This is a genomic window from Snodgrassella sp. ESL0304 (assembly GCF_013344995.1).
Lineage (GTDB): Bacteria > Pseudomonadota > Gammaproteobacteria > Burkholderiales > Neisseriaceae > Snodgrassella > Snodgrassella alvi.
On the sequence record NZ_JAAEDR010000014.1, the window covers coordinates 293,950 to 313,893 of the forward strand.

Here is a 19,944-nt window from a genome sequence, read left to right on the forward strand (position 1 = left end):
AGTCCTACACTAAATTTAACCCAAATGTATATCGTCTGATCCTGCTTATCTGACTACTAACGGATTTTCAGGGAAGCTAAACCAACCAGTACCAGAATCATGGTAATAATCCAGAAACGTACTACAACCTGAGTTTCTTTCCAGCCTTTTTGTTCAAAATGATGATGAATCGGTGCCATCAAAAAAATACGTTTACGCCGTAATTTATATGAACCTACCTGCAGCATGACAGACATTGCCTCAACAACAAATAAGCCGCCCATAATTACCAGCACAATTTCCTGACGCACAATCACAGCTATCGTACCCAAAGCTGCACCTAAAGCCAGTGCACCGACATCTCCCATAAATACCTGTGCCGGATAAGCATTAAACCACAGGAATCCTAGACAAGAACCACAAATAGCAGCGCAGAAAATCATAACTTCATTCGCACCGGGGACATGCGGCAGCTGCAGATAATGAGCAAATTCAGCATGACCGCTGACATAAGCAAAAATTGACAGACCGGCAGCAACCAGCACAATAGGAAAAGCAGCCAGCCCGTCCAGTCCGTCAGTCAGATTTACTGCATTAGAAGTACCAACAATGACAAAATACGTCAGAATAACAAAACCAATGCCACCCAGCGGGTAAGTAATTTCCTTGAAAAAAGGAACAATAAAAGTATTTGTAGAGCTTAAGTGTGCCACATAAAACAGCACCAGACCGGCTACCAGAGCCACTACAGACTGCCAGATCATTTTAAATCTGGCTGAAACCCCGTGCGGATCTTTGTAAACTACCTTTTTCCAGTCATCATAAAAACCCAGAGCTCCGGTACTCAGCATAACCAGCAAAAGTATCCAGATATAAATGTTGGCCAGATTAGCCCATAATAATGTTGTAACAGTGATAGCCAGTAAAATAAGTGTACCGCCCATAGTTGGTGTACCGGTTTTCACCAGATGGGTTTTTGGTCCGTCATCGCGAACAGCCTGCCCTACTTTGAGCTGAGTTAATTTGCGAATCATCCACGGACCGAATGCCAGACTCAGCCCCATGGAAGTCAGTGCCGCCATTACGGCACGAAAAGTAGTATATTGAAATAAATGGAAACCATTTATCCAATAGTGAAAAATTTCTGCTAACCACAACAGCATGGTTGTTTTCCCTTGTCACAGCCAAAGCCATAACCGTTATTAAATAATTTATTGCTATATGAATGATGCATAATCATCCAGATAGCCTGAGCCGGATAAAAACGGCTATTTTAAGTCGTTCAGCACTACTTGACGAGAGTTAGCAATAATTTATTTCTGTGTTATTGCTTGTACTACATCTTCCATATGCATAAACCTTGAACCTTTTACCAGAATGGTAGCTGTCTGCTGATCCCATGCACGTAAATCATCAATTAGTTTGTTTCGATCCGTATAAAATGCATCTGGTACACCATAAGCTTCTGCCGCAAACCGCGCTTCGTCACCAATAAAAAATGCCGCATCAATACCGCGTGCCCGTATATAAGCACCTACCTCTGCATGCAGAGCAGAAGCATTATTGCCCAGCTCACCAATAGCACCCATCACAATAATTCGTGGCGCAGGAAAAGCCGCCAAAACATCGATAGCTGCCTTAAATGCATCCGGGTTAGCATTATAAGTGTCATCAATTACCAGAGCGCCATGCACACTGCGCTTTTGTTGCAATCTGCCTTTAGCATTCTCAAATGAATTCAGTCCCTGTAATGCCGCTAAGGGCAAACCGGCACCCAGAGCAAGTGCACAGGCGGCCACAGCATTATGTACCATATGCAATCCCGGAACCGGTATTTGTAAATTAACCACCCCTTGCGGGCTGGACAAATCAAAACAGATACTTAATGGCTGCAGTACAATATTGCTGGCATATACATCACCCTGTTCTGAACCAAAGCGGACACATTGCTTACCTTGCAAAGCTGAAATATAAATATCTGACTGACCATCATCAGTAGGAACAAAACCAGTTCCATTTGCATTCAGCCCCTGATAAATTTCACTTTTAGCGCGGGCAATATCAGCAACATCTGAAAAGCCGCAGCCGATATGAGCACGCAGTGCGTTATTAACCAGAGCATAGTCCGGTTTGGTCAGGCCGGTTAAATAACTCAGTTCACCGGTATGATTCATACCCATTTCAATCACAGCATAGCGATGCTGCGGCTTTAACTGTAATAATGTCAGCGGTAAACCAATATGATTATTAAAGTTACCGGCAGTAGCCAGAACCGCACTAGTACCTGCATGATGCCGCAAAATTGCAGCCAGCATTTCTTTTACCGTGGTTTTACCTGCTGAACCGGTAATACCAAACACTTGCAATGCCGGATTAACCTGCATTCGCCATGCCTGTGCCAGCTCTCCCAACGCTTTTTCTGTGTCTGCAACTACCAGACATTTCGCCTTATTTTGCCAGTCTGAGCGACTGACAATACACAACTGAGCTCCCTGAGCGAGCACTTCATCAACAAAATCATGACCATCAAAGCGTTCACCCTTAATGGCTACAAATACATCACCCGGCTGAATCTGACGACTATCAATAACTACCCGTGTGACCGGCTGATTATTATCAGGTAACACTTGTCCAAAAGTCTGATAAATAAAATTAAGATCTAAATTTGACATATTATTAAGCAATTACAAAACTTTAGACTCGCTGTTGCAAAGCTGACCGTGCTATTTCAAAGTCTGAAAAATGCTGCTTCTGACCACCGATATCCTGATAGGTTTCATGACCTTTTCCTGCAATAAGAACAATATCGTCAACTGCTGCATGATTTACAGCATAATTAATCGCAGCTTTGCGGTCTGCTTCTACCAGCACCGGTTCAGCAACAGCCGGCAAAATATCATTAATAATTGCCTGCGGATTTTCTGTACGCGGATTATCGCTGGTTACGACAACATAATCCGCTCCTGCAGCGGCTGCGGCTCCCATTAATGGTCTTTTACCTGCATCACGGTCTCCGCCACAGCCAAAAACACACCACAAATGCGCTCCGTCAGGTTTAATTTCCTGCAAAGTCGATAATGCTTTTTCCAGTGCATCCGGTGTATGAGCATAATCAACCACCACTAGCGGCTGATTACTTCCCATCAAACAATCCATACGTCCGGTAGCAGGATTAATCTGCGGCCAGACAGCAATTACCTCATTAAAAGTAAAACCATTAGCACACAATACACCTATACAGGCTGCCAGATTCTGAGCATTAAACCGACCCAGTAAACGTGTATGTACTACTTCGTTTCCCCACGGCGTACACAAATGCACCTGCATACCACTTGCTGAAGCTTGAAATTGACTAATATGAATATCTGCATCAGCATGAAAACCATAAGCCAGTACAGTTAACTGCGGACAATCACGGCATAAATCCTGCCATAACCGATAGCCGAACTCATCATCAATATTAATAATGGCGTGTTTCAGCCCCTGCCAGTAAAACAATGAAGCCTTGCAATCACCGTAACTTTGCATGCTATGATGATAATCCAGATGATCCCGGGTCAGATTGGTAAAAACAGCACTGGTAAAAGGGACACCAACGACACGGCTCTGATCCAGACCATGACTGGACACTTCCATGGCAACGGCTGCAGCATTATTTTCAGCAAAATCACGTAACCATGTCTGATTAGATACCGCATCCATAGTAGTATTGGCAGTATCATGCAGCTGTTGCCAGTATCCATTCCCTACCGTACCCATAATGGCACATTTTTTGCCAAAAATATCTGAGGCCTGCGCCAGCCATTGTGACACTGACGTTTTACCATTAGTTCCGGTCACTCCCCAGACACTCAGCTTTCTGCCCGGATAGTCATAACAGGCAGCAGCCACCAGTCCGGCACGCTGACGTAAATCTTTTACAGCCTCATTCGCTACTTTCCAGCCGGTCTGCCATACAAACTGACCATCATCATCCCAGAAAACAAATTCTGCACCATTATCAATTGCAGCCTGTATAAAATCACGACCGTCACTATACTCACCCTGACAGGCTACAAATACATCTCCGGGCTGTACCTTTCTGCTATCCACCCGCAGTGTACGGCCGGCAATCAGCCGACTTGTTTCAGCACTTAAATGATATTCAGGCAAAATTTTTTTCAGGGAAAACATAACACTGTCGATTCAAACATTTTTATCGGGTACAAACAGACAGACAATCTGTGCAAACACACAGATTGTCTTCAGATTAATGCGTTTCAGAATGTGGCGCGGATTTTACCGGTCTGCTCGGAGAAACACCAAGTACATTCAGAGTGCCAACCATTACATCATGGAATACCGGACCGGCAACCGGTCCGCCGTAATAACCATTAGTAGTAGGATTCTGAATATTGACTGCTACAATAACTCGCGGATTGTCTGCCGGTGCAAAGCCGATAAATGTAGCCATATGCTTGGAATCAGAATAGTGTCCGTCTACCAGCATTCGCGCAGTACCTGTTTTAGCGGCTACATCATACCCGTCAATTGCCCCCTGCAAACCGGTACCACCGGGCTGCGTTACAGCAATCATCATATGGCGTACTGCCTTTGCAGTCTTTGGCTGGATAATCTGCTCACCCTGCGGGGCACTGTTCAGCTTAAGAAAACTCACTGGCAGTAGCGCACCGTCATTGGTAAAGATAGTATATGCCCGTGCCAGCTGGAGCAGACTCATCTGTATACCATAACCAAAAGACATAGTAGCCTGCTCAATCGGCCGCCAGTTATGCCAGTCACGTACTACTCCCGGTGTTTCACCCGGAAAACCGGAATGCATCCGGTGCCCGAAACCGACAGAAGTATACATGTTGTACATTTCTTCGGGCGTAAACATTGCAGAAATTTTACTTGTACCAACATTAGATGATTTCTGAATAATGCCGCCCACATCCAGATAAGGATAATTATGCGTGTCCCGTACTGTCGCCGGTCCGATTTTATACGGTAAAGTATTAAAACCGCTGCCTGGTTTGATTTTTCCGCTATCCAGCCCTTTAGCAATGGTAAACGGTTTCATCGCACTACCCGGTTCAATCATATCAGTTACCGCACGGTTACGGCGTGCATCACTATCGGTGGCACCCGGATTATTAGGGTCATATCCCGGTGAATTTACCAGAGCAAGAATTTCACCGGTTTTACCATCCAGAACCACAACTGAACCAGCTGATGCAGTGTGATACTGCATTGCTTTATTTAACGATTCATATGCAATTGACTGAATCCGCTGATCCAGAGACAGCACCATATTCGTACCATTCTGAGGAAGACGGTTACGCGGAGAATCCAGACTATCAACAATATTACCTTTATTGTCGCGCAAAACAACTTTAGCACCATCAATACCATGCAGACTGTCTTCACGCGATAATTCCAGTCCTTCCTGCCCCTTACCATCAATATTGGTAAAACCGATAATATGGGAAAAAATCGGTCCCATCGGATAATGGCGTTTACTTTCATGCTGAAAGGCAAGACCTTTAATATTCAGCGCAGCAACTTTTTCTGCAACCTCCGGCGACAATTGTCTTTTCAGATAAATGAAGTCTTTATTACGGCTAAGGCGGCTTTTAATGGTTGCCGCCGGTACATCAATTAATGCAGATAACTGTTGAATCTGAGTATCTGTCGGCATCTGCTCCATAGCAGAGGGCATAGCATATAAAGAGTCTGCGGGTGCACTGATGGCCAGTGCGGCTCCGTTGCGATCAGTAATTGTGCCCCGGGTAGCCGTGAGCGGCAGAGTACGGACAAAACGCTGATCACCCTGCTCTTTCAGAAATTCATGTTTCTCAGTCTGCAAGTAGATACCACGTCCGATTAGCATAGCAAAAGCTATAGCCAGAGCACCTAACACCAATACAATCCGCCCGTTAGTGGTTACAGGCTTAGCCTGTTTTACCTCACGGGGCAGCATGCGCGGCTTATAATCGTTTTTAATTAACATAGTAGTTTGTTCCACTGCCGGAAATACTGCCTGAAGCAGTACTCCATTATTCTCTGACCCGTCACATCACTGCTTAACCAAACGCGGCGCATCCAGCATCTGCGTTTCAGCCAATGACGGCGAATGCAAATTCTGCCGGGCTGAAGCATCCTGAATCAACTGATGATTAGATAACTTTGCCTGCGCTAACTTTAAGCGACTAAAGTCTTCGTTCAAAAGACTTTCCCCTTTTTGCGCTTTATCCAGCGCAATAAAAAACTGACGCGAACGATCCTGTACTGTTACAACAGCAAAAGCTGAAGCCAGTACCAATATAAGCAAAATAATGTTGATTTTATTCATAATTAATCAACTATTAGTCTTTATTTAATAACTGCGTTCTGCTACCCGTAATACCGCTGAACGGGCTCGCGGATTAACTTCAATTTCTGCCGGAGCAGGTTTTTGCGCCTTGCCTATCAGACGCAACGGCGGCTGCTCACGTTCTGCTTCTTTAACTACTGCCCAGCGTGGTAAAGGAGCCGGCTTGCTGTGCTGCTGCATAAATCTTTTTACAATCCGGTCTTCCAGTGAATGAAATGAAATCACCGCCATCCGTCCGCCGGCAACCAGACATTCCATCACTTGCGGCAGTACCACAGTTATTTCTTCCAGTTCACGGTTAATAAAGATGCGAATGGCCTGGAAGGTACGTGTGGCCGGATCCTGTCCGCGTTCACGAGTACGGACGACCTGTGCGACGAGGCGCGCCAGCTGGCCGGTTGTGGTAATCGGGCTTTGTTCCCGCTGCGCCACAATTGTCCGTGCAATCTGGCGACTAAACCGCTCTTCACCATAATTTTTAATTACCTCGTGTATATCCTGCTCTTCTGCCACAGCCAGCCATTGGGCTGCTGACTGTCCGCGCGTAGTATCCATACGCATATCCAGCGGTGCATCAAAGCGGAAGCTGAAACCGCGACCTGCATCATCAATCTGAGGAGAGGAAATACCCAGATCAAATAAGGCACCATTTATCCGGCTGATATCCAGCTGTTGTAACGACCGCTTTAATGCAGAAAAACCTTCATGTACAACCAGTACCCGTGCATCCTGCCTTGCCAGTTCCTGTGCTACAGCAATCGCCTGCGGATCCTTATCAAAAACAACCAGCCGCCCGTCTTTCCCGAGCTGAGACAGAATCAAACGCGAATGGCCGCCACGGCCAAAAGTTCCGTCAACATACACTCCGGCCGGCTGTACCTGTAAACCGGCAACTGCTTCATTCAGGAAAACGGTAACATGACCGCCATTATTTATCTGTTCACTCATAATTGCAGTTGAGTCTTACCCAACTCTGCCGCCAGCATATCTTCATCCATATCCAGTGCAGCATTATTCTGCTCTTCCCATAGCGCCCTGCCCCACACTTCAATGCGGTTGGCACGACCCACAACATAAACTTCACGCTCAAAATTCACCAGACGGCGCAAATGTGCCGGTAGCAATACTCTGCCGGCACTGTCTAAATCCAAAGTATCCGCATTATGCAACAGTAAATTCTGATAGGCCTGCAATACTCTGTTGCCTGCCACAGGAAGCTGTAACAGCTGAGCTTCCACACTGCGCCATGATGACTCGGGATACAGTAACAAATGTGTGCGCTTTTCCAGTGTGGCAACCAGTACCGGAGTGAAATGACGCGCCAGCAAATCACGAAACTTGGCCGGAATCGCCAGTCGTCCTTTACTGTCTATACTTAATTCATACGCGCCGCCAAACACTGTTCAGCTCCTATTCAATATAACGGGATTATCCCCCACTTCGCCACACCTTTACACACTTATTCACACTATAAGGCAATTTTGCATACAGGGTCAATGTAATCCAGTCAAATTCCGAAGCCGAATAAAAGCAATCTAAAATACAAAAATATATTTAAATCAAATCATTATTTTACTAATCATCCAATCCAGTCCCTATGTGCCTTTTCAGATACTTGACCAGGGTCAACATAAGCCAAAATCAGCGTTTATAATGACCATCTTCTTTACAATTTCCATCATCTATCCTATGGATAATTTACCCACTCCTGAAAAAGCCGCATTAATCAGTTCGCAGAAATTGTCTGAACTTATTCAGCAGAAAATCCGGCAGCAAAATAACTGGCTTTCTTTTGTCGACTACATGCAAATGGCACTGTATACGCCTGACTATGGTTATTACACCGGCGGAGCACAAAAATTCGGTCGTGATGGCGACTTTATTACTGCACCTGTTCTGACTCCTTTGTTCGGGCAGACGCTGGCGCATCAATTAGATGCACTATTGCCACAAACAGCAGGCAATATTTATGAATTCGGTGCCGGAACCGGTCATCTGGCAGCATCTGTTTTGCCAGCTCTGCACAGCCAGCACTTTCAGCACTATTACATTATTGAACTTTCTGCAGAACTGGCGCAGCGTCAGAGAGAATATATTCAGACTCATGCACCTGATCAGATACATAAAGTTACACACCTGACTCAGTTGCCTGAACAGTTTGACGGTATCCTGATAGGAAACGAAGTTCTGGATGCCATGCCTGTTCCGGTCTATCTCCGTCAGGCAAATCTGATAACAGAAATGGGCGTTAGCTGGCTGGATAACCAGTTTGTCTGGCAGGATAAACCTGCTAGCAGCGCAGCAATACAACAGGTTATGGAAACTTTCCCTGATACAGCAGAACCTTATCAGTCTGAGCTGCATCCGCAACAATATGCCTTTGTAGCAACACTGGCACAAAAGCTGAAACGCGGAGCAATGATATGGATTGATTATGGTTTTGACGCAGCACAGTATTATCATGTTCAGCGTCGTCAGGGTACGTTAATCGGCCACTACCGGCATCATACCGTTCATGATCCGTTCTTTTATCCCGGACTCACTGACTTAACCGCTCATGTTAATTTCACCCGTATTGCTGATGCCGGCATTGATAATCATCTGGACTTAATTGGTTATACCAATCAGGCATCATTTCTGCTTAATCTGGGTATAACCGAATTACTCACAAAAACCGGCAAACCGGAAGAAAATGCATACATTCAGACTGCTTCGGTCTGTCATACCCTGCTGGATGCACATGAAATGGGCGAGTTATTTAAAGTCATCGCATTTGGAAAAGATATTGACGTAGACTGGCAGGGATTCATATATGGGGATTTGTGTCACAAATTATAGATAATTTAAATTACAAATAAGTTTTATTTGAGCGCATAAAAATTTATTTTTGATATAAAATATTCATATATTTTATTATATTATTTGTATCTAAATTTTATAATTAATTCTAATAGAGGGGTACATAAAAATAATGGCTTATGATTTAACTAAAAGATTAGTAATAGGCTTAGCCTCAAGTGCATTATTTGATTTAGAAGAATCTGACAGAGTTTTTAGATCTGGTGGAGAACAATGTTACCGAAATTATCAGAGAGAAAATGAAAAGAAGCCTCTAGCTAAAGGAGTAGCTTTTCCATTTATAAAAAGACTTTTGTCATTGAATAAACTATCGGATGAAAATGGAGCACTCGTAGAAGTAATATTATTATCCAGAAATGATCCTGACACTGGTTTAAGAGTCATGAACTCAATAGAACATCACAAGCTTAATATTACCAGAGCTGTATTTTTGCAAGGCAAATCGCCTTTACCATATATACCCGCTTTTGATATCGAGCTATTTCTATCGGCTAACCCAACTGATGTAAGTCAAGCAATAAGAGCAGGTTATCCAGCTGGACAAGTAATGAAAGGAAAGATAAAAGATGATATTCATGATCTTGAATTAAGAATAGCCTTTGATTTTGATGGTGTAATTATTGATGATGAAGCTGAGAAAATTTTTCATAAAAATAAAGATTTACAAAAATTTCATGAAAATGAAAGTTTAAAACAAGATATTACTCATAATCCAGGTCCATTAAATAATTTTATTCAGAGATTGGCACATATTCAGCAAATTGAACATTTAGAAGTCTCCCAAAATCTAAAGTATAAACCAATTCTTAAAACTGCCCTTGTAACAGCTAGAAATGCACCATCACATACTAGAGCTATAAAAACTTTAAGAAAGCTTGGAATAGAAATTAATGAAGCTTTTTTCCTTGGAGGAATTGAAAAAAATAAAGTATTAGAAATTATACGACCTCATATATTTTTCGATGATCAGATAAATCATTTGGAAAAAGTTGTAAATATCCTTCCATCTGTACACATTCCATTTGGAGTGACTAATCTTTAAAATATACTTATTATTTAAGTCCATTTTAAATTACTAAAACTCGAAAGGAATATCAATGTCATTATTATTATCTCCTATAACCATTGGTAATTTAAATCTGAAAAACCGAGTAGTTATGGCACCAATGTGCATGTATGAAGTAAAAAAGGAAGACGGCATCGTTACACCTTTTCATTTTGCACATTATGGCGCACGTGCCATTGCCAATGTTGGTCTGATTATTATAGAAGCCACTGCCGTACAGCCGGACGGACGAATTACCAAACACGATTTAGGTTTATGGGATGATAGTCAGACAGAAAAATTCGCTCAGCTGGTTGATTCACTACATTATCTGAACAGCAAAGTAGGTGTGCAACTGGCACATGCCGGACGCAAAGCCTCAGATGCACTGCAGCCGGTTGCACCTAGTGCTATTCCTTTTAATAGCAGCTCGAAAACGCCAAAAGCATTGAGTAAACCGGAAATCACACAAATCAAAGAAGATTTTATTGCTGCAGCCAGACGAGCTCAGCAAGCCGGTGTGGATGTAATTGAAATCCATGCTGCACATGGTTATCTAATCAGTGAATTTCTTTCACCGCTGAGCAATCAGCGTACCGATGAATATGGCGGTTCTTTAGTGAATCGTTATCGTTTGCTGCACGAAATTACTCTCGAAATGCGTGCAGTATTTTCCGGTTCATTATGGGTACGCATGTCTTTATCCGACTATGATAAAACCGGTCAGCAAAACAGTATTGCCGACTGGCAGGAAATATGTCAGTGGCTAGAACGTGACGGCATAGATGTTATCGATGTGTCCACCGGAGGTGTTATGGATTACGCTCCGGATATCCCGGTGCATGGCGGTTATCAGACACCTTTTGCGACTGCCATGAAACAAGTAGTCAATATTCCGGTAGCAACCGTTGGCCTGCTTGACAGCCCTGATCTGGCTGAATATATTTTACAAACCGGTCAGGCAGATTTGATTATGGAAGGAAGGGTGTTATTACGTAATACCAACTGGTTAACCGAAGCAGCCCAGCAGCTGCATGATCATAATTATCAGCCTTTTAATAACTCTTATCAGCGCGGACTAATCAAATAAAAATTTTTATTAGCCGGCAAACAAACAGGCCAGACTTTCACGTCCGGCCTGTGTTTATTAGCTAACATTATTCCGTCTCTGTTGCCACCTGCACTGATTGCGGCTGCAGGCAGGCCAGATATTCTGGCTGCATCTGTACCAGAAATCCACGCTTACCCCCATTAATATAAATCAATGGCAAAGAATAAATACTTTTTTCAACATACACCGGTAATCCGGCCTTGTTGCCAAAAGGACTGGTTCCACCAACCAGATAACCAGTCCATTTATTAGCCTGCTGCGGACTGGCTGGTTCTATATGCTTCATACCCAGTTCACGTGCCAGCTGACGGGTAGATATATGCCGGTCGCCATGCATCAGCACAATCAGACCTTGCTTATGCTCATTTTGCAGCACAATGGTTTTGATCACTGCATGCTCGTCTACGCCCAGCGCTAATGCTGATTGTGCTGTTCCGCCATGCTCAACATAAGCATACTCACGCGGTTCAAACGGTATCTGGTGAGCACGCAAAAAACGGATAGCAGGAGTAACCGGAAATTTACTTTTACTCATCAATTATTTTCATCAACTCAGGCAAAGATAACGGATTATTATTTTACTACTTAATGAAAAATGATGGTTATCATATAGCGATATCTCGATAGATTCAGAAGATAGTATTGATATAAAAAGGCATTGCTTATATTCTTTTGCTGTCTGTTTTTTTTCAGGCCAGTATTGCCCGGCCACAAAATAAATTCTTGCAGTAACAAATAACATTGTAGCTCAGGCTATTTTCACAAGAACCAGTATATGGGTATTGAATTTTATGAGTATTAAATTTTACGAGAGCGGTAACCGCCTGGCAGAAGCCACCATTGTTAACGGCCTGATATTTCTTGCAGGACAAGTTCCAACTAATGAAGATGGCGACATCACTGCGCAAACTGCCAATGTTCTGGCACAGATAGATACTATTCTGCAAGCATGTGGCAGTGATAAGCAACATATTTGTGAAGCTGTAATTTACCTGAGCAATATGCAGGAATATGAAGGCATGAATCAGGCATGGGATAACTGGGTTACACCGGGAAGAGCGCCGGCACGAGCCTGTATACAGGCTGCGCTGGCTAACCCAGACTGGAAAGTAGAAATCAAACTAACAGCTGTACAAAAAGAAATCCTTTAAAGCACTGAACCCGCGTTAAACGCGGGTTCAGTAATTACTGATTCAGTATAGCTTAGCTGCGATAATCAGCATTAATCGTCACATACTCTCTGGATAAATCACAGGTGTAAATCTTTGCCCGTGCTTCCGCACGTGCCAGATCAATGGTTACTGTAATTTCATTCTGTGCCATTACCTGCTGACCAGCCTCTTCTGTATAGCTGGCAGCCCGACCTCCATTTTCTGCCACCAGCACTTCACCCAGATATACCTTAATTGCTGCCACATCCAAATCAGCAATACCTGCATAACCGATCGCGCACAAAATACGCCCCAGATTCGGGTCACTGGCATAAAAAGCTGTTTTTACCAATGGTGAACGGGCAACAGCATAGCCTACCTGTCTGGCCTCTGCTTCAGTCAGAGCATTGCGTACATCAATAGTAATAAACTTGGTTGCGCCCTCACCGTCACGTACAATCGCCTGTGCCAGTTCCAGTGCCAGATCAGCCAGTACAGTTTTGACGGCTAAGTAATCTTTTCCGGCTACTGACTCTATCCGCCCCAGCTGAGACTTACCTGTGGCTACCACCACAAAACTGTCATTAGTAGAAGTATCTCCGTCAACAGTAATCGCATTAAAAGATATGGCTGCTACTTCAGCTACCATTTGCTGCAACAATGGCTGGGCTATAGCCGCATCAGTAAACACAAATCCGAGCATAGTAGCCATATTTGGATGAATCATGCCGGAACCTTTGGCAATACCGGTGAAACGTACTTTATGCCCGTCAATATAAACCGTACGGCTGGCCATTTTAGGAACAGTATCCGTAGTCATAATGGCAGCAGCAGCCCGCGGCCAGTGTACAACTTTCACTTTCGGCAAAGCAGCCACAATTTTATTTACCGGCAAGGGTTCGAGAATCACACCGGTAGAAAACGGTAAAACCTCTGATGCACTGCAACCAATCTGCTGTGCAACCTTGTCACATATCAACTGCGCATCATCCAGCCCTTGTTTGCCTGTACCGGCATTGGCATTACCTGTATTGATTACCAGTGCACGCACTCCGGCGTCTGTAGCCAGATGCTGTTTAGCAATCTGCACCGGTGCAGCACAAAAACGGTTTTGGGTGAATACAGCGCCGATACTGTTTATCCCGTTAAGCACAATAAGCGTTAAATCATCGTGTTCCGGTTTTTTGATTCCGGCCTGTCCAACAAATACCTGCACGCCGTCAATGGCTAAAATCTGCTCATCACCAGGCACGGACAAATTAACTGCCATTACTATTCTCCTTTAATCAATATATCAGCTTATTTTTTTCAGCAATAGAAAGTGCTCATCATTATTCTGGCTGAAATTTGCGTTTAGTCAGCACGCGCCAGATAAACATCACATAACCGGACAAACTATAGAGCAGGAAAAAGGCAAACAGTACTACTGATGGTTCCCATGTCACTACCAGTAAGCCAATAACAGCCAGAATCATTACAAAAAAAGGTACTTTACGATAAGCATTGATTTCCTTGAATGACCAGAAAGGTATCTGAACCACCATGGATAAACCGCCAAACAGAGTAATAATCAGGCATAGCCAGTCTACATGAGGTAAACCCTGAAAAGTATGGCTTACCCAGATTAAGCCGATTACCAGTGCAGCTGCCGTCGGGCTGGGAATTCCGATAAACCATTTCTTACTTACTTTACCAATCAGAGTATTGAACAATGCCAGCCGCAAGGCCGCACAGGCACAATAAATAAATGCTACCGAGTAACCAATTTTACCAAAATGAAATAACTGCCATTTATACGCAATCAAGGCAGGTGCCACCCCGAAACTTACCATATCAGCCAGACTGTCGAGCTGTTCACCAAAAGCACTCTGACTGTTAGTCAGACGGGCAACCCGACCGTCCATGCCATCCAGCAGCATAGAAATAAATACCGCAATTGCTGCAACTTCATAATGACCATGCATCGACTGAGTAATGGCATAAAAAGCGGCAAACAGTGCCGCCAGTGTAAATGCATTAGGCAACAAATAAATACTGTTATCACGCAGCCGGCGGCGCCGGTTCGGACGATGGGGGCGATTTGGTTTAATTACATCATTTTTTTCTTGAGTCATATTCAGCTAAATCCTCAACAGGCAATATTAATACTCATCCTGTTTATTATGTTGTGCATATTTCATACCTGCCATTTCTATCATAGCTGTACGTAAATCATCCAGTCCGCTGCCATCCTGTACCGATATATAAACAGCCTGCGGACGACCATGTATATCACGCACAATTCCCTGCATTCTTTGTTCAGCAGACAATTTATCAATTTTATTATAAATAATCAGCTGCGGTATGTTTTCTGCATCAATTTCCTGTAATACCGTATTCACAGCATCTATTTGCCGCTCAAATTCCGGATGGGTAATATCCACCACATGCAGAAGTACATCAGCCAGCGCAGTTTCTTCCAGTGTCGCCGCAAAAGCAGCTACCAGTCCGTGCGGTAAATCGCGAATAAAACCGACTGTATCGGATAATAAAACACTGGTCTGGTCATTCAGATACAAACGGCGCACTGTATTATCCAGGGTGGCAAACAGCTGGTCTTCTGCCATGACCTGAGCTTTGGTTAAACGGTTAAACAGACTGGATTTGCCTACATTGGTATAGCCCACCAGCGCAAAGACCGGCAGTGTACCCTGATACCGACTTTTACGCTGAGTTGCCCGCTGCCGGCGCACCTGCTGCAATTGCTGGCGCAGACGGGTAATTTTCTGCCTGATCAGACGGCGGTCAGTTTCCAGACGTGTCTCACCTGGGCCGCGTAAACCAATACCGCCTCTCTGGCTCTGCAAATGACCATAACCACGCACCAGCCGGCTGGATAAATGAACCAGCTGAGCCAGCTCCACCTGCAAGCGCCCCTCCTGACTTTGTGCACGCCGGGCAAAGATAGCGAGAATCAGGCCAACCCGATCCAATACCCGGCACTGGAGCAGCCTTTCAAGATTACGCTCCTGCGTAGGCGTTAGCGCATGGTTAAAGACCACCAGATCAATCCCGGCTTCAGCTACTGTTTGTGCCAGTTCTTCTGCTTTGCCTTTACCCACAAACAATGCACTGTCCGGCTGCTGACGTTTACACGGAACAACTTCCACTAAATCTGCTCCGGTAGCACGTACCAGCTCCTCAGCTTCAGCCAGTGCCGACTCAAACAATACTGTCCGGCGCTCAGCAGCAACCGGAAAATCCTTATCCAGCAATACCCCTACCAGCAGCACCCGCTCTGGCTGCTGCTCAGATAAATTGGTCTTATCAAATCTGCTCATCATTTACCGGTTTAAACGACAACAGGCTGCCTGACCTTACAAAGGACAAACAGCCTGTAAACAATTAATAGCCTTTATTCCTGAGACAGTACATGCCGTGCGGCAGCTGCTGCCCGATTAGCAGCTTCTGTGACTAGATCTGCATGTTCTTCAGTATTACTTTGCGGTTCAGCACTGATATCAGGAGCCTGCAATGGCAAAGTTGCCAGTACTGTACTGCTGGCACTGACCTTATCACCAATAGCCACCAGCGCAGTAGCATCTTCCGGCAAATAAACATCTACCCGCGAACCAAAGCGGATAAAACCATAGCGGTCACCGCGATGTAATAAATCATGCGCATTTACGTAGCACAGAATACGCCGTGCTACCAGACCTGCAACCTGTACAAATGTTACCGGCCGGCCGGTTTTGGTTACCGCAAGAACTGCATTACGTTCATTTTGTGCACTGGCTTTATCCAGTGCAGCGTTCAGAAAGCTGCCTTTAAAATAATCTACACGCTCCACTTTGCCATCAATAGGGCTGCGGTTAGAATGCACATTGAATACATTCATAAATACACTGATTTTAAGAGCATTCACACCACGGTACGGATCGGTAGTTTTTTCCACAACCACAATACGTCCGTCTGCCGGACTCAGCACATCTTCAGGATTTGCAGGAATATCACGGGCAGGATCACGAAAAAACTGCACCACAAATGCTGTCAGCACCCATAAAGGCAGCGACCACCATCCGCACCAGAAAAAAGTTAATATGCTCAGCACCAGACTGCCAATAATAAACGGCCAGCCTTCCTTAGCAATCAAAGGATAAGGATACACACGCGACACAAGGCTACTCCTTTACAGATGAGATACTGCGGATGAACCGCGAGCTAAAACAATGACAAAATTATAACCCGAAATCCGTATCTTAAAGCACCGCATATAACTATAAGCAGATTTCAGCATAAGAACAATATAAAAACAGTACAATTATTAACCAAAGACCAGCTAAACCATAACGGTTACCATCTCAGCATCGCAAGCTGATATCCGATAACTTCACATTGAAAACACAGTAAAATTTTATTTAAAGAGAAAAACTGCCAGCATCACCAGAGCAATTACTGCCAGCCAGAAATTCTGTTGCCGCTGTGTACGCAGCAGATGAATATAGGCATCACGCCATTCAAGCTGACGCTTTTCATCTACAAGGGCATTAAGCTTACGCGGCAGTGCAGGCAGCATTTGCGCCCAGTCCGGTGCTTCCTGCTTTAGCGTTTTCCATAGCGCTTTCAGACCAATCTGGTTATGCATCCAGCGGGTGAGAAACGGTTTGGCAGTTGCCCATAAATCCAGCTGAGGATCCAGCTGTCTTCCCAGCCCCTCTATATTAAGTAATGTTTTTTGCAGCAGCACCAGCTGCGGCTGAATTTCTACATTAAAACGACGACTGGTTTCAAACAACCGCATCAGCACCATACCAAAAGAAATTTCTGCCAGCGGTTTATTGAAAATCGGTTCACATACAGCACGCACTGCTGCTTCCAGCTCCTCCACCCGCGTATCTGCCGGTACCCAGCCTGATTCCACATGCGCAGTAGCCACCCGATGATAATCACGATTGAAAAACGCCAAAAAATTAATTGCCAGATAGCGCTTATCATAATCTGTTAACGTGCCGACAATACCAAAATCCAGTGCAATATACCTGCCGTCATCTGCGACCATAATATTGCCCGGATGCATATCCGCATGGAAAAAACCGTTGTCAAATACCTGAGTAAAGAATATTTCTACCCCATAGCGTGCCAGCTGGTGCAAATCTATATTCTTTTCACGCAACTTATCGGTACTGGCAACCGGAGTACCGTCCATCCATTCAATTGTCAGCACCCGACGCGCACAATAATTATAGTAAACAGCCGGAATAATCAGCATAGTGCTTTTACTGAACTGCCGCCCGAGCAGGCTGGCATTAGCGGCTTCCCGCATCAGATCAAGCTCATCATGCAGATAATTCTTAAACTCTGCGACTACTTCGCGTGGCTTTAAGCGTTTGCCATCTGCAAACAGCCATTCTACCCAGCGCGCTCCTACAGCCATCAGTGCTAAATCCTGATCAATAACCGGCGCGATGTCAGGACGCAGAACTTTTACTGCAACCTTTTGACCGATACCACCGGCCTCATTGAATAAATAGGCTTCATGAACCTGAGCGATAGACGCACTGGCTACCGGCTGCGGATTAAAGCGGGCGTAAATTTCAGCCAACGGCCTGCCCAGCTCAGTTTCAATCACCCGGATTGCTACATCACTGGCAAACGGCGGCACCCTGTCCTGCAGTAAGGCCAGTTCACGCGCGTAATCAGCAGGGATTAAATCCGGCCGGGTGGATAATACCTGACCAAATTTAACAAAAATCGGCCCCAGACTTTCCAAAGCCAGACGCAACCGTACCGCTGCATCCAGCTGCCGGTATTTGCGTCCGCGCGGCAGTAAACGTATCAGCCTTTGCAGCCATGACGGATGTACATGCTGCTGAACCAGATCCAGCAGACCATATACATACACCGTATGGATAATTACCCAAATTCGTTTAGGCCAACACCACATGCACGCAGCTCCGGTTTGTCCGAATAAAACGACTATTGTACGGGATTTTAACCATTTTTACCGAGCAATCGCTGCGCACAGCGTCATCACACTGTTTTAGCATTCTTTTCAGTCAGCTGTATTGCACCATCAACCTTACCCGGCATAAAGACATAAGCGCGGCCGAAGCCAGTTACAAGGCGAGCCTTTTCCAGTTGCAGACGAAACAGCATGAAATCCGGCAATTCAGACAGCACATCTACTGTATTGCCCAGTTTTGTTTTCATTGCCTGTAAAGCGGCAATGCCATCAGCTGTGTTTTTTTCAATTACCGTAACCGATACCGTATAATTCAGCCGGGCACGGGCAAAAATATTGCGTGCCGAAGTTTCATCTTCAATCAGCATCACACTGGCCTGCTCCTGTTGCTGCAAATTCTGTGTATGCGGTGCCAGACCGGATAATAAGATATACAGACAACCATCATATTCAGCAAAAGGCGCATAGCTTGCCTGAGGGGTACCATCCTGTGCTACCGTAGCCAGAACCAGAGAATTTAATTGCTGTAAACGTGTTACAGCAGCCTGAAGCTCAGCGACATTCTGTTGCTCACTCATACACTCATTCCTGTATCAGATTAACAATAACCAAAATTAATGATAATAATTTCCATCTGAAAATTCAAATTCCATTTGACCGTCATACCATTATTTATCATCGGCGAGGCATCATTATCAAACATACCGGGCACGGAAAAAAAGATGAACACAAATAAATCATCAAATCAGAATGCCATTAAAATCAATAAAATCGGTAATTATTTACCCGTATCAGAGTATTAATAACAATATAATAAGCTTTCACAGGCCAAAAATTAGGTAAAATTACCTTTCAGACATTATTCAGACTGAATTTAATCAATCAGCAGTGGTTAGTTACATGAGTACTCAGCATAATCCGGCAGCCAGTCAGCCTCAGAAGCGTTCCGGTCAGTTTAAACAGCGACTGCTTAAACTGATTTTATTTTGCGGCTTCTTTATTTTATTTATTTTCCTGCTTGCCGGTCAGGACAGCAGAACTGCGGCCAATCACAAACCATGGCACCGCGATCTGACTATTGCAGCCTTTGAACCGGACGGCTCATTTCTTGCCCTGCCCTATTCTTACGTTCAGCAGTACACACTGGCCAATACCACTTTTCTGGCTAAAAAGCCTGACGGCAGCAAACAGAAAAATGATAACGATACCTTTAGTTATAAAGTTATTGAACAAAACGCACAACAACAGCTGATACGAACCAGCCTGCGTACATCACGCAGCATTACCATTGCCACCTATCAGGCTACCGCCGGCACAGTCACACCGATAAAATCAACGGTATATACAATAGATCAGATATCAATGGCTGCCGTTCTGGCATTAGTCAGCGTCTTGCTCCTGCAATTGATATATCGTTTTATTCGTCGACGTACTGTCAGAAAAAGGGCAAACTAATTTCTCAGTACCATCAATTTTCTGATTCATTCCAATACAAAAAAGCCA

At 44.5% G+C, this 19,944-nt stretch carries 19 protein-coding genes; 5 read left to right on the forward strand and 14 right to left on the reverse strand.

The genetic code is table 11. The features are described from left to right. Positions 1–56: 56 nt before the first annotated feature. The 7 genes from mraY to mraZ form a co-directional block, all read right to left on the reverse strand. Complete coding sequence (gene mraY, locus GYX91_RS08070; RefSeq protein ID WP_025331240.1) at positions 57–1,142, reverse strand: phospho-N-acetylmuramoyl-pentapeptide-transferase; 1,086 nt, start codon at positions 1,140–1,142, stop codon at positions 57–59. Between the two features lie 150 nt (positions 1,143–1,292). Further along, positions 1,293–2,651 (reverse strand): UDP-N-acetylmuramoyl-tripeptide--D-alanyl-D-alanine ligase, encoded by a 1,359-nt coding sequence (gene murF / locus GYX91_RS08075; protein WP_174830548.1) that lies wholly within the window; start codon positions 2,649–2,651, stop codon positions 1,293–1,295. 22 nt (positions 2,652–2,673) lie between these two features. Next, positions 2,674–4,152, reverse strand: coding sequence for a UDP-N-acetylmuramoyl-L-alanyl-D-glutamate--2,6-diaminopimelate ligase (locus GYX91_RS08080; protein WP_174830549.1), 1,479 nt, complete (start codon positions 4,150–4,152; stop codon positions 2,674–2,676). 76 nt (positions 4,153–4,228) lie between these two features. After that, positions 4,229–5,971, reverse strand: a complete 1,743-nt coding sequence (locus GYX91_RS08085; RefSeq protein WP_084552074.1) for a penicillin-binding protein 2 — start codon at positions 5,969–5,971, stop codon at positions 4,229–4,231. Between the two features lie 66 nt (positions 5,972–6,037). Continuing rightward, a complete protein-coding gene (ftsL, locus tag GYX91_RS08090; protein ID WP_084552075.1) occupies positions 6,038–6,313 on the reverse strand; it encodes a cell division protein FtsL in 276 nt (91 codons plus the stop codon). Between the two features lie 24 nt (positions 6,314–6,337). Continuing rightward, positions 6,338–7,282, reverse strand: coding sequence for a 16S rRNA (cytosine(1402)-N(4))-methyltransferase RsmH (gene rsmH / locus GYX91_RS08095; RefSeq protein WP_174830550.1), 945 nt, complete (start codon positions 7,280–7,282; stop codon positions 6,338–6,340). Beyond that, entirely contained in the window at positions 7,279–7,734 is a 456-nt protein-coding gene (gene mraZ, locus GYX91_RS08100) for a division/cell wall cluster transcriptional repressor MraZ (protein WP_025331245.1), read from the reverse strand. Before mraZ ends, rsmH begins: the two co-directional genes overlap by 4 nt. Positions 7,735–7,987: 253 nt before the next feature. On the opposite strand from mraZ, the gene GYX91_RS08105 reads away from it, so the two are divergent. From GYX91_RS08105 to GYX91_RS08115, 3 genes are all read left to right on the forward strand, one after another. Further along, positions 7,988–9,172 (forward strand): class I SAM-dependent methyltransferase, encoded by a 1,185-nt coding sequence (locus tag GYX91_RS08105; RefSeq protein WP_370520380.1) that lies wholly within the window; start codon positions 7,988–7,990, stop codon positions 9,170–9,172. A gap of 133 nt (positions 9,173–9,305) precedes the next feature. Continuing rightward, positions 9,306–10,235, forward strand: coding sequence for a 5'-nucleotidase (locus GYX91_RS08110; protein WP_174830551.1), 930 nt, complete (start codon positions 9,306–9,308; stop codon positions 10,233–10,235). 55 nt (positions 10,236–10,290) lie between these two features. Beyond that, positions 10,291–11,328 (forward strand): NADH:flavin oxidoreductase/NADH oxidase, encoded by a 1,038-nt coding sequence (locus GYX91_RS08115; RefSeq protein ID WP_174830552.1) that lies wholly within the window; start codon positions 10,291–10,293, stop codon positions 11,326–11,328. A 67-nt stretch (positions 11,329–11,395) separates the two neighbouring features. Here the strand turns inward: GYX91_RS08115 and ybaK are convergent, their stop codons facing one another. Then, the gene (ybaK, locus tag GYX91_RS08120; protein WP_025331248.1) at positions 11,396–11,884 is read right to left on the reverse strand and encodes a Cys-tRNA(Pro) deacylase; all 489 of its coding nucleotides are present in this window, start codon (positions 11,882–11,884) and stop codon (positions 11,396–11,398) included. Between the two features lie 256 nt (positions 11,885–12,140). Here ybaK and GYX91_RS08125 point away from each other — a divergent pair, with 256 nt between their 5' ends. Then, entirely contained in the window at positions 12,141–12,500 is a 360-nt protein-coding gene (locus GYX91_RS08125) for a RidA family protein (RefSeq protein ID WP_174830553.1), read from the forward strand. Between the two features lie 52 nt (positions 12,501–12,552). Here GYX91_RS08125 and argJ read toward each other — a convergent pair whose 3' ends face one another. From argJ to GYX91_RS08155, 6 genes are all read right to left on the reverse strand, one after another. Further along, positions 12,553–13,770 carry a bifunctional glutamate N-acetyltransferase/amino-acid acetyltransferase ArgJ gene (argJ, locus tag GYX91_RS08130; RefSeq protein ID WP_174830554.1) on the reverse strand — a complete coding sequence of 406 codons (1,218 nt, stop codon included), beginning with the start codon at positions 13,768–13,770 and terminating at the stop codon, positions 12,553–12,555. Between the two features lie 61 nt (positions 13,771–13,831). Then, entirely contained in the window at positions 13,832–14,614 is a 783-nt protein-coding gene (pssA, locus tag GYX91_RS08135; protein WP_041878862.1) for a CDP-diacylglycerol--serine O-phosphatidyltransferase, read from the reverse strand. Between the two features lie 27 nt (positions 14,615–14,641). Then, complete coding sequence (gene hflX, locus GYX91_RS08140) at positions 14,642–15,820, reverse strand: GTPase HflX (RefSeq protein WP_174830591.1); 1,179 nt, start codon at positions 15,818–15,820, stop codon at positions 14,642–14,644. Positions 15,821–15,894: 74 nt separating this feature from the next. Beyond that, positions 15,895–16,656, reverse strand: a complete 762-nt coding sequence (locus GYX91_RS08145) for a phosphatidylserine decarboxylase (protein ID WP_041878867.1) — start codon at positions 16,654–16,656, stop codon at positions 15,895–15,897. A 237-nt stretch (positions 16,657–16,893) separates the two neighbouring features. Next, positions 16,894–18,423 carry a ubiquinone biosynthesis regulatory protein kinase UbiB gene (gene ubiB, locus GYX91_RS08150; protein ID WP_037392666.1) on the reverse strand — a complete coding sequence of 510 codons (1,530 nt, stop codon included), beginning with the start codon at positions 18,421–18,423 and terminating at the stop codon, positions 16,894–16,896. A gap of 86 nt (positions 18,424–18,509) precedes the next feature. Further along, positions 18,510–19,019, reverse strand: a complete 510-nt coding sequence (locus GYX91_RS08155; RefSeq protein WP_037392667.1) for a HugZ family protein — start codon at positions 19,017–19,019, stop codon at positions 18,510–18,512. A gap of 322 nt (positions 19,020–19,341) precedes the next feature. Here GYX91_RS08155 and GYX91_RS08160 point away from each other — a divergent pair, with 322 nt between their 5' ends. Further along, complete coding sequence (locus tag GYX91_RS08160; protein ID WP_174830555.1) at positions 19,342–19,896, forward strand: hypothetical protein; 555 nt, start codon at positions 19,342–19,344, stop codon at positions 19,894–19,896. Positions 19,897–19,944 lie beyond the last annotated feature (48 nt).

Coding starts and splice junctions, on each gene's coding strand:
- mraY (WP_025331240.1), bottom strand. CDS start 1,142: ATGCTGTTGTGGTTAGCAGAAATTTTTCACTATTGGATAAATGGTTTC.
- murF (WP_174830548.1), bottom strand. CDS start 2,651: ATGTCAAATTTAGATCTTAATTTTATTTATCAGACTTTTGGACAAGTG.
- GYX91_RS08080 (WP_174830549.1), bottom strand. CDS start 4,152: ATGTTTTCCCTGAAAAAAATTTTGCCTGAATATCATTTAAGTGCTGAA.
- GYX91_RS08085 (WP_084552074.1), bottom strand. CDS start 5,971: ATGTTAATTAAAAACGATTATAAGCCGCGCATGCTGCCCCGTGAGGTA.
- ftsL (WP_084552075.1), bottom strand. CDS start 6,313: ATGAATAAAATCAACATTATTTTGCTTATATTGGTACTGGCTTCAGCT.
- rsmH (WP_174830550.1), bottom strand. CDS start 7,282: ATGAGTGAACAGATAAATAATGGCGGTCATGTTACCGTTTTCCTGAAT.
- GYX91_RS08105 (WP_370520380.1), top strand. CDS start 7,988: ATGACCATCTTCTTTACAATTTCCATCATCTATCCTATGGATAATTTA.
- GYX91_RS08110 (WP_174830551.1), top strand. CDS start 9,306: ATGGCTTATGATTTAACTAAAAGATTAGTAATAGGCTTAGCCTCAAGT.
- GYX91_RS08115 (WP_174830552.1), top strand. CDS start 10,291: ATGTCATTATTATTATCTCCTATAACCATTGGTAATTTAAATCTGAAA.
- ybaK (WP_025331248.1), bottom strand. CDS start 11,884: ATGAGTAAAAGTAAATTTCCGGTTACTCCTGCTATCCGTTTTTTGCGT.
- GYX91_RS08125 (WP_174830553.1), top strand. CDS start 12,141: ATGAGTATTAAATTTTACGAGAGCGGTAACCGCCTGGCAGAAGCCACC.
- argJ (WP_174830554.1), bottom strand. CDS start 13,770: ATGGCAGTTAATTTGTCCGTGCCTGGTGATGAGCAGATTTTAGCCATT.
- pssA (WP_041878862.1), bottom strand. CDS start 14,614: ATGACTCAAGAAAAAAATGATGTAATTAAACCAAATCGCCCCCATCGT.
- hflX (WP_174830591.1), bottom strand. CDS start 15,820: ATGAGCAGATTTGATAAGACCAATTTATCTGAGCAGCAGCCAGAGCGG.
- ubiB (WP_037392666.1), bottom strand. CDS start 18,423: ATGTGGTGTTGGCCTAAACGAATTTGGGTAATTATCCATACGGTGTAT.
- GYX91_RS08155 (WP_037392667.1), bottom strand. CDS start 19,019: ATGAGTGAGCAACAGAATGTCGCTGAGCTTCAGGCTGCTGTAACACGT.
- GYX91_RS08160 (WP_174830555.1), top strand. CDS start 19,342: ATGAGTACTCAGCATAATCCGGCAGCCAGTCAGCCTCAGAAGCGTTCC.